We start from the raw sequence: 12,080 nt of genomic DNA, 5'->3' as shown, positions 1-12,080 counted from the left end.
CCGCCGGCTTCGGGTCGGTGTCCCAGGGCGACGAGCACGTCTCCGCGGCGGCGACGGGCGGCCCGGCCCTGACCATCCCCGGTGAGACCGACCCCGTCTCGCCGAGCGCGCGTCCGTTCGATCCGTTCCCGAGGAGTCCCGATGGCCCCCACCACGTCCCGAGCCTCCGACGGCGCCTCGCTGGTGATCAGCGCCCACGCGGGCGACCTCGCCTGGCGGGGAAGCCTCCAACCGCTCGGCGCTCCCCCGGAGTTCTTCTTCGAGCCGCACCTGCCCGAGCCGTGCGGCTTCAAGCCGAACGTCCTGGTCGGCATCACGACCGTCTTCGACAGGAAACGCGCGGCCGTGGAGTGGCTGGGCCTTTCGCACGGGACCATGGGCGAGGCGTACGTGCGGCTCTTCCCCGAGACGACGGGGGTGCCGGCATGACGTCGGCCACGCACATCTGGGTGCCTTTCCGCGACACGTTCCTGTTCGTGGAGTTCGCGCGGGGGGCGGACGACCCGGAGGGCGCCCCCGGTCACCAGGAGCTGCTGACCGACGTCGTCCCGTCGGACGGCGTCACGCGGGACGACCGTTACGGCGAACCCCTGTGGCGGGTCGACGCCGAGTATCTGCACGCCGTGGTGGAGGCCCTCTGGACCACGGACCACCCGCTGCACATCCACCTCGACCAGCCCCCGGGCCGCGGCCGGAAGCCCGGCGGGCGCGACGGATGACGTAGGCGGGTTGTGACCTTCCGCCGTCCGGGTCCGGTCATTAGCGCGACGACCTGCGCGTTCCCCACGACTAGCGTCGAACGTGCCACCGCACCACCGACCGTGCCGAGGAGATGACGCATATGACGAGCCCGTCGACCGCCGCCCCGGACGCGCTCCCGCCCGGGGCGGTCGCGGCCGCCACCACCCCGGCGTCACGCGGGACCGGGTACGACCGCACGGTCACCGTGGTGTCCCGGCGGACGGCGGCGGACGGTGTCATCTCCCTGGTGCTCGCACCGCACGACGGGGTACCCCTGCCGCGCTGGCAGCCGGGCGCGCACATCGACGTGGTCCTCCCCACGGGCGCCGTCCGCCAGTACTCGCTGTGCGGCCCGACGGCCGTCACCGACCGCTGGCGCATCGCGGTGCTGCGGGAGCCCGACGGACGCGGCGGATCGCAGTGGATCCACGACAACGTCCGCGAGGGAAGCGAGCTGCGGATACGCGGCCCGCGCGACAACTTCCCGCTGCGGCGGGCCAGGCGGTACCTGTTCGTCGCCGGCGGCATCGGCATCACCCCCCTGCTGCCGATGATCACCGAGGCCGACGCGACCGGGGCCGACTGGTCCCTGCTCTACGGGGGCCGGAGCCGCGCGACCATGGCCTTCCTGTCCGAGCTGGAGGGCTACGGCGAACGCGTCACCGTGCGGCCGCAGGACGAGTACGGCCTCCTCGACCTCGCCGGCCACCTCGGTGAACCCGCTCCTTCCACCCTGGTCTACTGCTGCGGCCCGGCCGGGCTGATCGACGCGGTCGAGGCCCACTGCGCCACCTGGCCGGCGGGGTCGCTCAACGTGGAGCGGTTCGCCGCGGTCCCGGGGCGGCACCCCGGTGACGGCGAGGGCGACGAACCGTTCGAGGTGGAGCTGCGCTCGTTGGGGGTGATGCTCACCGTGGGGCCGGGCGAGTCGGTGCTCAGGGCCGTGGAAGCGGCGGGCGCACCGGTCGTGTCCTCCTGTGAGGAGGGCATCTGCGGCTCCTGCGAGACCGCCGTCCTGGCGGGCGAGATCGACCACCGGGACTCCCTGCTCACCGATGACGAGCGGGCCGCCGGCGACACCATGCTGATCTGCGTCTCCCGCGCCCGCGGCGGCCGCCTCGTCCTGGACCTCTGACCGGACTTCTGACCGGACTTCTGACCGGACTTCTGAAAGGAGAGAGCCTCCATGCTCACTCAGCACGTGCGCAACGGCTGGTACCTGGGAGCCTGGTCCGACGAGATCGGCCGGACGCTCACCCGCCGCTGGATCACGGACATCCCGGTCTGCTTCTACCGGCTGCCCGACGGCACCGTGACCGCCGTCGAGGACCGCTGCCCCCACCGCAAGTACCCGCTGTCGCTCGGCCATCTCGACAACGACGGCACCCTCCAGTGCGACTACCACGGCTACCGCTTCGACGGGCAGGGCGTGTGCGTCGGTGTCGCCGAGCAGGCCGACCGGCCCAAGGCCACGCTGCGCCGCTTCCCGCTGGTGGAGAAGGACGGCGCCATCTGGATCTGGCCCGGCGACCCCGAGCCGGCCGACGCGGGCCTGCTGCCGGACACCTCGTGGCTGACCGACCCGGCCTGGACCCATGTGCACGGCGTCGTCCCGCTGAAGGCACGGCACCTGCTGCTGGTGGAGAACCTGCTGGACCTCACCCACGAGACGTTCCTGCACCCGACGAGCATCGGCAACGCGGCCGTCGCCGCCACCCCGATCGACGTCACCGTGGACGGCGACCGGGTCGGCTTCAGCCGCCGCATGACCGGCATCGAGGCCCCGCCGTTCTACGAGAAGTCCTGCGGCCTGACCTCACCGGTGGACCGCTGGCAGGACGGGGAGTTCCACCCTCCCGGCATCTTCGTCCTCCACATCCGCGTCGCGGCCACCGGCACCGAGGAACCGGAAGGTTTCCACATGAAGGTGCTGTACGGCATGACGCCCGGCCTGGGCAACGAGACCCACGACTTCTACGCCCTGGCCCGCGACTACCTCATCGACGACGAGGAGCTCACCGAGTTCCAGCACAAGCAGCAGCTCGCGGTGATGCAGGAGGACGTCGACGCCCTGGAGGCCCAGGAGCTGATGTACGCCACGGACCCGGGCGGCACCGTCGAGTCCAGCATCCGCTCCGATCTGGCCGCCCTGCGCGGGCGCCGGGCGCTGGCGAAGATGCTCGCCCGCGAGCAGCGAGGAGACGTGCCGGCATGAGCGTCTTCGTCCTCCTGCACGGGGCCTGGCACGGCGGCTGGGTGTGGCAGCGCGTGGCCCCGAGGCTGCGCGCCGCCGGACACGAGGTGCACGCCCCCACCCTCACCGGGGTGAGTGACCGCGCCCATCTGCTCGGTCCCCAAGTCGGCCTGACGACGCACATCCAGGACGTCGTGGCCCTGATCGAGGCCCACGACCTGCGGGATGTGGTGCTCGTCGGACACAGCTACGCCGGCCAGGTCGTCACCGGGGTCGCGGACCGCATCCCGGAGCGGCTGTCCCAGCGGGTCTATTTGGACGCCTTCGTCGGCGACGACGGGGACGCGGCGATCGACCTGCAGCCCGCCACCATCGCGGGCCACTACCGGGAGTCCGTGGCAGGGCCTGGCTTCGGCTGGCTCATTCCGGTGCGCTCACTGAGCGTTCTCGGTGTGGAGGAGCAGTCGGACCTGGACTGGCTCGGCCCCCGGCTGACCCCGCACCCGTGGCTGACGTACACCGAGCCGTTGCGGCTGACCGGCAAGGCCGAGCAGGTACCCGGCGTCTTCGTCGAGTGCACCGACTGGATGCGGGTGTTCACCCCGCACGCCGAGCGGGCCGCCGCCCGGGGCTGGCCGGTCCACGAGATCGCCACCGGACACGAGGCCATGGTCACCGCGCCCGACGAACTGGCGGACCTGCTGCTGGATCTGGCCCGAAGCACCGAAGGCTCAACGCCCTGAAGGCTCAAGGCCCTGAAAGGGAGGACACCACCCATGGAATTCCTCGTCCGCACCGAGAACACCCTGCCCCCCGACACCCCTGACGACGTCCGCGAAGGCCTGCGCGAGGGCGAGCGCGCACGGGCACGGGAACTCCGCGAGGCCGGGATCCTCAAACGGCTGTGGCGGGTGCCGGGGCGCAACGCGACCATCGGTCTGTACGAGGCGGCCGACCCGGCGGAACTGCACGACGCCCTGGTGTCCCTGCCCATGTGGAAGTGGATGGACATCACCGTCGAGGCCCTGGCCACCCACCCGCAGGAGAAGGCGCTGTGACCTCGTATCCCGCCTCACCGGACGCGGCCGTGGTCACCGGCCGGACGCTCGTCTGCGACGGCGGCGGTCTGCTCCGCTGACCGGCCGTGGCACGGCTGCGGAAGAAGAGGAAGGGAGAGGAAGACCCATGTCCACCAGCACGCCCCGGATCACGGGCACCTACGTCTTCGACACCGCCGACAACCGTCGAGGCCGGGCACTGAACCGGCTCTGCGGGTCGTTGAAGGACGTCGGCAACCGGGCGAGGTTCAGCGCCGACGAGGACGCGTACTGCGAGGCGTACGGGCTCACGGCCGAGCAGCGCAAGGCGGTCCTGAGCCGGGACTGGACGAGGATGCTGGAGCTGGGCGGCTCCATCTTCTACGTCTTCAAACTCGCGGTCCTGGACCAGAAGTCCATGCAGTACCTCGGAGGGGTGTTCACCGGCATGAGCACCGAGGAGTTCACCCAGGCGCTGAGAGCGGGAGGGCGGAGCTTTGGCTGAGGTGATCTGGGGACTGGCCACCTCGCACGTGCCGTCGATCGGCGCGGCGATGGACCGCGGCAAGACCGAGGACCCGTACTGGAAGCCACTGTTCGACGGGTACACGCCGGCCCGGGAGTGGATGGCCCGGCACACTCCTGACGTGGCGGTGGTCGTCTACAACGACCACGCCAACGCCGTCGACCTGTCCCTCACGCCGACCTTCGCGATCGGCGCGGCGGCCTCGTACGAGGTGGCGGACGAAGGGTGGGGCAGTCGCCCCGTCCCCACCGTCGTGGGCGCCCCGGAGTTCTCCGACCATCTGATCGAAAGCCTGATCGACTCTTCCTTCGACCTCACGGTGTTCCACGATCTCGCCGTCGACCACGGCCTGACCGTGCCGCTGTCGGTGTACTGCCCCGACCCCGGGGAGAGCTGGCCGTGCGCCGTGGTCCCCCTCCTGGTCAACGTCATCCAGTACCCGCAGCCCACAGCTGCCCGCTGTCTGGCCCTCGGGAAGGCCCTCGGCGAGGCGATCCGCTCCTTCCCCGACGATCTCAGGGTCGCCGTCTTCGGTACCGGCGGCATGTCCCACCAGCTCGCGGGCGCCCGCGCCGGACTGATCAACCAGGATTTCGACCGGATGTACCTCGACGCCATCGAACACGACCCGGAGAAGCTGGCCGCGCTGACCCGTGAGGACTACATCCGCGAGGCCGGTTCCGAGGGCATCGAGCTCATCATGTGGCTGATCATGCGCGGCGCCCTCGGGCCACGGATCCGCCGCGTGCACGACGCCTACCACGTCCCCGCCTCCAACACGGCGGCCGGGATGGTCCTGTTCGAGAACCTGGGCACGTGAGGCGCGGCGCGGTTCGCGCCCTCCTTGCCCTGGCACCCGGGGCGCGAGCGGATCGATGGCGGGAAGAGGCTCGTCAGTCGGTGATGACAGGGCTGCGGTGGATCCACTCGCTGCTGTGGGCCGCCTGGTGCATGAAGGCGGCCACGTCGGCTCGGCTGATGGTCGGGTTGCCTTTCATCGGCAGTCGGTCCCCGCGCTGTATGTGCCGATCGCGGGGCCGTGGGTGAGCCGGGTGGGGTAGACGACGGTCCAGTCCAGCCCGCTGTTGCGGATGCGTTCGTCGGCGATCGCCTTGTCGGCGTAGATCGACCGCAGCAGCGTGCGGTAGATCGCCTTCTGGGTGGTGCTCGATTCGTCGAAGGTGTAGCCGACGCCGAACGACGACAGCCACACCAGCCGGGGGACACCCGCTTCCTTGGCCGCACCGATCACGGCCGCCGAGGAGCGTGTGAAGAACTCGTCGGCGCGTATCGAGGTACCCCTGCCGAGGGCGGAGACGATCGCGTCCTGCCCGGCCGTGGCGGCGAGGACGTCGCGGTGTGATGTGGCGTCTCCGGTGACCACCGTGACGTTGTCGGCCAGGTCACCGAGAGCCGCCGGGTTGCGTACGAAGGCGGTGACCGAGTCACCGGCCCGCAGGGCCAGGTCGACGACGTGACGGCCCGTGGGACCGGTTGCACCGAGGATGAGCAGCTTCATGGCAAGGGAATCTTCCGTGAGGGTGGAGGAGCAGGGATGGGCGTAGGCCTGTCGCGGCGTCGGCCGTATGCCAGCCGCGACCACAGAGAGGGGGCCGTTCCGGACAACTGTCCACTAGAGGGAAAGTAGCGGACTGCCGTCCGGTTAGCAAGGCCGGATCCGGGCGCGAGTCGAGTACGGGCACCCGGTGGCGCCTGGCAACTGGCACCGTCACTGGCACTGACCGACACAGGCAACAGGCACCGGCGCCGGGGCGCGGAATCAAGGAACCGGGCAGGTGGAGTCACCGAGCGGACCGGGCGGAACCAGCGGGCGGGCAACAAAGCGCGGCGGCCGGAGGGAATCCTCCAGCCGCCGCTCGCCGTTGCCCCGCAGGGGCCTGACCCACCCTCAGCGCCGCCCCGGGGCCCCCGCGCGCAGGCCGTCCATGACGAGGTCCAGCAGCCGGGTGACCTGGGCGTGCCAGTCTCCGCGGACATCGATCTGCCAGATGCCGGCGATGGCGAGGAGGAAGTCGTCGGCGGTCACCCCCGGACGGATGGTGCCGGCCTCGTGGTTGGCGTTGAGCAGGAGCTCGATCGACTCGACCACCAGCGCGTACCCCGACGACTCCGGCCCTCCCGCGGTACTGGAGGCCTGACGCAGCGCGTCGGCCAGTCCGGTCTTGGCCATGATGAAGCGGGCGAGGCGGTCCATCCATGCGCGCAGGGCCTGGTCGGGCTCCGCGGTCTTCAGCAACTCGGCCGCGCGGTCGGCGACTTGCTGCACCTCGTGGCGGTACACCTCCAGGATGAGCGCCTCACGACTGGGGAAGTTGCGGTAGAGCGTGCCCTGCCCGACTCCCGCCTTCTTGGCGATCACGCTCATCGGGACGTCCACGGAACGCGACAGCTCGACCAGCGCCACCTCCAGAATGCGCTCCCGGTTGCGCTGCGCGTCCGACCGCTGGGGTCCCTCGCCCCTCGGCTCCATGTGCCCTCCTCCGGGCTTGCGTCTGAAGCCCTCGCTAACCGGACTCCCGTCCGCTACGTTCCCCATATCGGATTGCTGTCCGCTTGCGTCTCACCCTAGCGGGCGAAATATCTCGTCGTCATCGGCCGGTGACGTGAGCCACCCGCGCTCGTGTCCTCCGCATCCTGCCTGATCACCACCAGACCTTGCCCCGTCTCGGACTCGATCCCGATCCCCCCGCCAGCCGTCGGATGCCCCGGCGTGTTCCGGATCATCGCCGCGGTCGCGCTCACCATGGTCACCACCTCCTCCGTCGGCGTGGGCACCGCGGGGCCCACGCCGACACCGGAACCCGCGCCCGCTGTCCTCCAGCGGCTTCCGTCGGCTCGCCGGCCCTCGAACCACCGGCAGCACCCCCTGCCCTGCCCTGCCCCGCCGCCCCGCCAGTCCTTACGAGAACAGCGGAGACGCTCATGAGCGAGCGCGCCGACCAGATCATCGCCGCCCTGCGCAGCGGACACGACCATCTCGCCTCGCTGGTGCGCTGCCTGGGCGCCGCCGACCTCACCCGGCAGTCCCGGGCGTCGGTGTGGGACGTGTCCCAGGTGCTCAGCCACCTGGGCAGCGGCGCGGAGATCGGCCTGACCGTCCTCGAAGGCGCTCTGGACGGCACCGGCCCCAAGAACGCGGACTTCAACAGATCGGTGTGGGCACGCTGGACGCGTGAAGATCTGCGGATCGACCTGGGCTTCCTGCCGATGCCCGTGGACCTGGCCACGGTGGCGGGCCTGCGGCTCAACGAGTCGACTTCCACACCTGGGACGTCGAGGTCACCTTCGACCTTGAACATCGGTGCTGACGCGCTGATGGCGAGGTCGCCCGGAACAGGCGGCTGTCGGTGAGGAGTTCGTCGACGAGCGGCCGGGGTCGGGGTTGTCCAGCGCCTTGCTGAAGGCCGCTGTCTCTTCGTAGCCCGTCGGCGGCGCGGCGGCGGTGACCGCGACCGCGTTGGGCGCGGGTGACGCCGTGGCGGGGGCGCCGGCCGGGCCGACCGAGGCAGTGCCGGAGACGGCGAGGGCGACCTTGCGGGTCAACGGCCGCGAGCACGTCCTCGACGCCGACGCGCGCGCCAGCCTGCTGGACGTGTCGGCTACTGCTCACCAAGGCTGGTGGCGTGTTGATCCACCTCGATGTCCGAGCGCCGTGCGCCGGTGAATCGTGTGGGCCGGAAGGCCCGGAGGAGGTCTTGTTCCTGATCGGTCGCGATCTCGGTCGCGGCCAGCCGTCCCAGGATCGGCGCCAAGGTGACCCCGCTGTGCGAGACGAGGCAGTAGACGCGGGACGGCGCGGAGGCATAGCCGGCGACGGTGTGGCCGTCCGCGGGCAGTGAGCGGAAACCGATGCGCAGGTCGATCCTCGGTGGCCGGCTCGGATCGGTCAGCAGTGCGGAGAACCGGCGCGCGAGGGTGCTCGCGATGTCGCCGTCCGGGGACGGAGGGTCCGCCGGATCGACGTCGGCGTTCAGATCGAGAGCCTGAAGGACCGTACGCCCGCCGCCCGCGGGGCGGAGGTTGAGGCCGGGGCTGTGGATCACGCAGCGCAGGTCGAGTTCCGGCGACCTGGCGTAGCCGAGCAGACCGACGGTCTGCGCTCCGCGACCGACATCCGTCACCATCGGAATGTCGATCCCGGCCCCCGCGGCGAGCCGTTGTGTCCAGCGGCCCGCCGCCAGGACGACTCGGTCGCCCGTATGGACCCGGCCTCCGGCCAGGGTGACGGACACTCCGTCAGGCCTGTCGTCGACGGCCACGGCCTCGCCGATCGCGAACTTCGCTCCGTGCCGCTCGGCATCCGCCATCAAGGCGCCCACGAAGAGGTCCGGCAGAACGTATCCCTCGCTGGGGAAGTGTGCGATGGACGTGATGGTCGCCGGGATGCGGAGGTCGCCCGCGATCCGTGTCGCTTCCTCGGGTGTGACCCAGTGTGCGGGGTAGCCCAGGGACCGCAGTCGTTCCACGTTGCCGGCGAGCCGCTGCTCGTTCGCGGCGTCCGCCCACTGCAGTGCCCCGCTGGGGAAGTACGACGGCGCGCCGCGCAGTTGCTCGGCGAGCCCGGCGTGCTCCCGCATCCCCGCGAGGTTCAGCCGGTGGTAGTCCGGGTCGCGCTTCCGGCTGGAGTTGGTCCAGGCGAAGGTGGTCGCCGTCGTACCTGCGCCGGCTCCCCACTGGTCGAGCAGGAGAACGTCCTCGCCTGCGACGGCGAGGTGCCTCGCGACGCTCAGGCCCAGCACGCCGGCACCGATGATGATGACCTTCATTGTTCACGCACTTCCTTTCTCGCAGCGACACGCTGCTCATGGGGAAGGGACGGGCAGCTCCAGGAAGAACTCGGCTGTTCCCGGACGCACGAGGGTCGTGACCACCTCGACGATGCTTCCGTCATCGGCACGCAACTCCCTGCGCCTCATCAGGGCGGGCGTCCCGATCTCGCTGTGGAGCAAGGCGGCGTCGTGTTCGTCGAGAGTCACCGGGTCGAGGTAGAGCCGGATCGCGTCGATCGGTACCCCTCTGCGCTGGAGATACGGGAGGCTGACGAGGTCTTCGAGGTTCTCGTTCAGCAGATCGGGGGCCACGGCGAAGAGAACGACGTGCCGCTCGACCGACTGTGGCTCCTCGCGCACGTCGAGCTTGCGGCGGACCAGTTCCACCACGGCCGTGTCGGCGGAGGCGCCGGGGAGAGCGAGGGTGGCGTCCGCGGCCCTGACGATCCGCGCGGAGACGACTTCGTGTCTGCCCGGTACGCCCTTCGCGGCCACCGCGGGGGTGATGAAGTTGAGCAGATTGATCTGCCGCTTCACGTCCGCGACGAACGTCCCGTGGCGCCGCAGGCGGACCGCCAGTCCCGCCTCGGCCAGGTCGTTGAGGACCCGTTGGGCTGTGGCCCGGCTGACGCCGTGCCGGGTGGAGAGGTCCTTCTCGGTCGGCAGTCGCGCGCCGGGAGGAAGGTCCCCTGCCCGGATCTTCGCTTCGATCTCTCGCCTGATCTGTACGTAGAGGGGCACGGTCATGGTGAGACCGTACATTCCCTCAATTGACTGGTGTTGGCGAGCTGACCAGTCGGTCTGGGCGTCACCACCCGGCCGGCGGGGTCACGGGGGACCCCGGAGCCGAGCCGCCGATGACGCCAGGACATCTGGAGCGTTCCGGAACATCACGGTGGAGATCCTCCATCAGCCGGTCGAGCGCAAGAGGCTGAGCCCCTGCCGGATTCGTCATGCCGGTCTCCCGCCTGCTGCACATAGAGCAGCGGCCACACCTAGACCGTACAATCACTCAATTGACCGGTCAATAGTCGGGCCCTTTTCGCGGTGCCCTGGATCACTCGCCGTTCACCCAGCGCATGAGGCGCTGCAGGGGGGAGAAGCCGTCGCGGGAGAGGACCGGCGGCATGCCGCCCGCTCCGCCGAGGGACACCACGCGCTGGACCCCGGTGCGGACAAGGCCGTCGCGCAGTTCCCGTCTTGCGGGATTCCGGTACACACCGGCGGTCCGGATGGCGGCCCTGGTGGAGGCTCCCGTCCATCAAGGTGGAGCGGTTCGAGGCCCACGGCGCCGAGCAGTGGTTCGGCGTGCGGCCCCCGGTCACGCCACCCCATTGACCTCGGGCTCGACAGCGCACCAGGACGTCGGCCCTGAGCGACTCTGAGCGGAGTGAGTACTCACTCATTGACGGAGTGAGTACTCACTCCGTACGCTTGCGGTCATGACAGCACCCAAGGAGAACCAGACCACCCGCCGCCGCGCCCCCGGCATGTCGCCGGAGCGGCGCCGCGAAATGATCATCCAGACCGCGATCCCCCTGATCGCCGAGTACGGCGCCGCGGTGACGACCGCGAAGATCGCCCGCGCCGCGGGTATCGGCGAGGGCACGATCTTCCGGGTCTTCGCCGACAAGGAGGAGCTGCTGCAGGCCTGCGTGGCCGAGGCGCTCTCCCCCGAGCACGCGGTCCGCGAGCTCGACGCGATCGACGTCTCCCAGCCGCTGCCCGACCGGCTCGCGGAGGCGGCCGAGGCGCTGCAGGCGCACATGTCCAGGATGGGCGCGATCCTCGGCTCGCTCGGGCATCGCGGCGGCAAGCACCCCGGCACGGTGCGCGGCGCGGGCCGCAACGAGTCGACGACCCGTATCCGCGCGGCCCTCGCGGAGCTGCTGGAGCCCGAGAAGGCCGCCCTGCGCCGACCGCCGGAGCAGATCGCGGCCCTCTTCTTCGGGCTGCTCTTCACCCAGCCGCGTACGGAGGACGAGCCCGACCTGACTCCGCAGGAGCTGGTGGAGGTCTTCCTGCACGGGGCGCTCTCGGGGGGCGCCAAGTGAGCGCGCGAAGAAGGCGCCTGGGGGTTACGGCCCTGGCCGTCCTGGCCCCCGTCCTGGTGTGGCTGGTCGCGGACCCCCTGCTGGGGTACCGGCTGCGGATCGCCGACGGTGAGCAGACGCTCGACATCGGCGCCGTGCCCGTGGCGGTCGTCGCACTGCTCGCGTCACTCTCCGGCTGGGGGCTGCTGGCCACCCTGGAGCGGTTCGGGGCGCGGCGCGCCCGCGCCATCTGGACCGGGGTGGCCGGCGCCGTACTGGCCGTGTCCTTCCTGCCGTTCATCGGCGACGGCATGGACGGCGGCACCCGGTTCTCCCTCGCTCTGATGCACCTGGCGGTGGCGGCGGTGCTGATCCCGGGGCTGGGCGGCAGGTCCCACGAGGCGGGAGCCGGTGTCGCTAGGAGGTTGACCGACCGAGGCCCTGCACAAGGCTGAAGGACGAGGCGGTGGCGGCCCGGCATCTGGGGTAAGCCTGCTCACTGGAACTGGGCGTAGCCGCCGGGCGCGTCTCCATGACCGAAGGTGTTGCTCAAGTCGCGCTCGGCCGCAGGAGCCGAAGGCCGTTCCACCGGGAGGCGAGGCCAGTCCACGGAGATCCGGACGCCGGTCCATGGGCAGCCGGAGGCCGGTCCACCGGGAGCCGGACGCCGCCGCAGGGGCGCCGGTTAGCTGCGCGAGTCCTGGGTACTTCGTCCGGGTATTCACCTCTGCCTCGGGTCAGCGTCAGCGAACTGCGGGC

At 70.8% G+C, this 12,080-nt stretch carries 16 protein-coding genes and 1 pseudogene; 11 read left to right on the top strand and 6 right to left on the bottom strand.

Annotated features, from left to right (window positions below):
* Positions 1-234 precede the first annotated feature (234 nt).
* The 8 genes and pseudogenes from ACWD26_RS00670 to ACWD26_RS00635 form a co-directional block, all read left to right on the top strand.
* A pseudogene (locus ACWD26_RS00670) lies at positions 235-429 on the top strand (PIG-L family deacetylase); the annotation flags it as partial.
* On the top strand, positions 426-719 hold the full coding sequence (locus ACWD26_RS00665; RefSeq protein WP_451264718.1) for a hypothetical protein: 294 nt from the start codon (positions 426-428) through the stop codon (positions 717-719). The pseudogene ACWD26_RS00670 and the gene ACWD26_RS00665, both read left to right, overlap by 4 nt.
* Before the next feature lie 122 nt (positions 720-841).
* A complete protein-coding gene (locus ACWD26_RS00660; RefSeq protein ID WP_451264716.1) occupies positions 842-1,876 on the top strand; it encodes a PDR/VanB family oxidoreductase in 1,035 nt (344 codons plus the stop codon).
* Between the two features lie 51 nt (positions 1,877-1,927).
* Positions 1,928-2,956, top strand: a complete 1,029-nt coding sequence (locus ACWD26_RS00655) for a Rieske 2Fe-2S domain-containing protein (protein ID WP_451264714.1) — start codon at positions 1,928-1,930, stop codon at positions 2,954-2,956.
* Positions 2,953-3,678: an alpha/beta hydrolase gene (locus ACWD26_RS00650; protein WP_451264712.1), complete on the top strand. Its 726-nt coding sequence runs from the start codon at positions 2,953-2,955 to the stop codon at positions 3,676-3,678. Before ACWD26_RS00655 ends, ACWD26_RS00650 begins: the two co-directional genes overlap by 4 nt.
* A 33-nt stretch (positions 3,679-3,711) precedes the next feature.
* Positions 3,712-3,993 carry a muconolactone Delta-isomerase family protein gene (locus tag ACWD26_RS00645; RefSeq protein ID WP_451264710.1) on the top strand — a complete coding sequence of 94 codons (282 nt, stop codon included), beginning with the start codon at positions 3,712-3,714 and terminating at the stop codon, positions 3,991-3,993.
* 127 nt (positions 3,994-4,120) lie between these two features.
* A complete protein-coding gene (locus tag ACWD26_RS00640; RefSeq protein ID WP_451264708.1) occupies positions 4,121-4,477 on the top strand; it encodes a protocatechuate 3,4-dioxygenase in 357 nt (118 codons plus the stop codon).
* 1 nt (position 4,478) lies between these two features.
* Positions 4,479-5,318, top strand: a complete 840-nt coding sequence (locus tag ACWD26_RS00635; protein ID WP_451265247.1) for a class III extradiol dioxygenase subunit beta — start codon at positions 4,479-4,481, stop codon at positions 5,316-5,318.
* A gap of 174 nt (positions 5,319-5,492) precedes the next feature.
* Here ACWD26_RS00635 and ACWD26_RS00630 read toward each other — a convergent pair whose 3' ends face one another.
* The 3 genes from ACWD26_RS00630 to ACWD26_RS00620 form a co-directional block, all read right to left on the bottom strand.
* The gene (locus tag ACWD26_RS00630; protein ID WP_451264706.1) at positions 5,493-6,017 is read right to left on the bottom strand and encodes an NAD(P)-dependent oxidoreductase; all 525 of its coding nucleotides are present in this window, start codon (positions 6,015-6,017) and stop codon (positions 5,493-5,495) included.
* Between the two features lie 390 nt (positions 6,018-6,407).
* Positions 6,408-6,989, bottom strand: coding sequence for a TetR/AcrR family transcriptional regulator (locus ACWD26_RS00625; protein ID WP_451264704.1), 582 nt, complete (start codon positions 6,987-6,989; stop codon positions 6,408-6,410).
* Between the two features lie 95 nt (positions 6,990-7,084).
* Positions 7,085-7,264 (bottom strand): hypothetical protein, encoded by a 180-nt coding sequence (locus ACWD26_RS00620; protein WP_451264702.1) that lies wholly within the window; start codon positions 7,262-7,264, stop codon positions 7,085-7,087.
* Positions 7,265-7,441: 177 nt separating this feature from the next.
* Between ACWD26_RS00620 and ACWD26_RS00615 the strand changes: the two genes are divergently transcribed.
* A complete protein-coding gene (locus ACWD26_RS00615; protein WP_451264700.1) occupies positions 7,442-7,870 on the top strand; it encodes a maleylpyruvate isomerase N-terminal domain-containing protein in 429 nt (142 codons plus the stop codon).
* Between the two features lie 248 nt (positions 7,871-8,118).
* On the opposite strand, the gene ACWD26_RS00610 is transcribed toward ACWD26_RS00615, so the two are convergent.
* The 3 genes from ACWD26_RS00610 to ACWD26_RS00600 form a co-directional block, all read right to left on the bottom strand.
* Positions 8,119-9,285 (bottom strand): NAD(P)/FAD-dependent oxidoreductase, encoded by a 1,167-nt coding sequence (locus ACWD26_RS00610; protein WP_451264698.1) that lies wholly within the window; start codon positions 9,283-9,285, stop codon positions 8,119-8,121.
* Positions 9,286-9,321: 36 nt separating this feature from the next.
* A complete protein-coding gene (locus tag ACWD26_RS00605) occupies positions 9,322-10,035 on the bottom strand; it encodes a GntR family transcriptional regulator (protein WP_451264696.1) in 714 nt (237 codons plus the stop codon).
* 310 nt (positions 10,036-10,345) lie between these two features.
* Positions 10,346-10,507: a hypothetical protein gene (locus ACWD26_RS00600; RefSeq protein WP_451264694.1), complete on the bottom strand. Its 162-nt coding sequence runs from the start codon at positions 10,505-10,507 to the stop codon at positions 10,346-10,348.
* 223 nt (positions 10,508-10,730) lie between these two features.
* Here ACWD26_RS00600 and ACWD26_RS00595 point away from each other — a divergent pair, with 223 nt between their 5' ends.
* Positions 10,731-11,342 carry a TetR/AcrR family transcriptional regulator gene (locus tag ACWD26_RS00595; RefSeq protein WP_451264692.1) on the top strand — a complete coding sequence of 204 codons (612 nt, stop codon included), beginning with the start codon at positions 10,731-10,733 and terminating at the stop codon, positions 11,340-11,342.
* A complete protein-coding gene (locus tag ACWD26_RS00590) occupies positions 11,339-11,776 on the top strand; it encodes a DUF6069 family protein (RefSeq protein ID WP_451264690.1) in 438 nt (145 codons plus the stop codon). The genes ACWD26_RS00595 and ACWD26_RS00590 overlap by 4 nt, the downstream gene beginning before the upstream one ends.
* The last annotated feature ends 304 nt before the right edge of the window (positions 11,777-12,080 follow it).

It is taken from the genome of Streptomyces sp. NPDC002787, from assembly GCF_053592095.1.
This window is presented reverse-complemented; position numbering and strand designations above follow the sequence as displayed.

Coding starts and splice junctions, on each gene's coding strand:
- ACWD26_RS00610 (WP_451264698.1), bottom strand. CDS start 9,285: ATGAAGGTCATCATCATCGGTGCCGGCGTGCTGGGCCTGAGCGTCGCG.
- ACWD26_RS00605 (WP_451264696.1), bottom strand. CDS start 10,035: ATGACCGTGCCCCTCTACGTACAGATCAGGCGAGAGATCGAAGCGAAG.
- ACWD26_RS00665 (WP_451264718.1), top strand. CDS start 426: ATGACGTCGGCCACGCACATCTGGGTGCCTTTCCGCGACACGTTCCTG.
- ACWD26_RS00660 (WP_451264716.1), top strand. CDS start 842: ATGACGAGCCCGTCGACCGCCGCCCCGGACGCGCTCCCGCCCGGGGCG.
- ACWD26_RS00650 (WP_451264712.1), top strand. CDS start 2,953: ATGAGCGTCTTCGTCCTCCTGCACGGGGCCTGGCACGGCGGCTGGGTG.
- ACWD26_RS00620 (WP_451264702.1), bottom strand. CDS start 7,264: ATGGTGAGCGCGACCGCGGCGATGATCCGGAACACGCCGGGGCATCCG.
- ACWD26_RS00645 (WP_451264710.1), top strand. CDS start 3,712: ATGGAATTCCTCGTCCGCACCGAGAACACCCTGCCCCCCGACACCCCT.
- ACWD26_RS00615 (WP_451264700.1), top strand. CDS start 7,442: ATGAGCGAGCGCGCCGACCAGATCATCGCCGCCCTGCGCAGCGGACAC.
- ACWD26_RS00640 (WP_451264708.1), top strand. CDS start 4,121: ATGTCCACCAGCACGCCCCGGATCACGGGCACCTACGTCTTCGACACC.
- ACWD26_RS00655 (WP_451264714.1), top strand. CDS start 1,928: ATGCTCACTCAGCACGTGCGCAACGGCTGGTACCTGGGAGCCTGGTCC.
- ACWD26_RS00630 (WP_451264706.1), bottom strand. CDS start 6,017: ATGAAGCTGCTCATCCTCGGTGCAACCGGTCCCACGGGCCGTCACGTC.
- ACWD26_RS00595 (WP_451264692.1), top strand. CDS start 10,731: ATGACAGCACCCAAGGAGAACCAGACCACCCGCCGCCGCGCCCCCGGC.
- ACWD26_RS00625 (WP_451264704.1), bottom strand. CDS start 6,989: ATGGAGCCGAGGGGCGAGGGACCCCAGCGGTCGGACGCGCAGCGCAAC.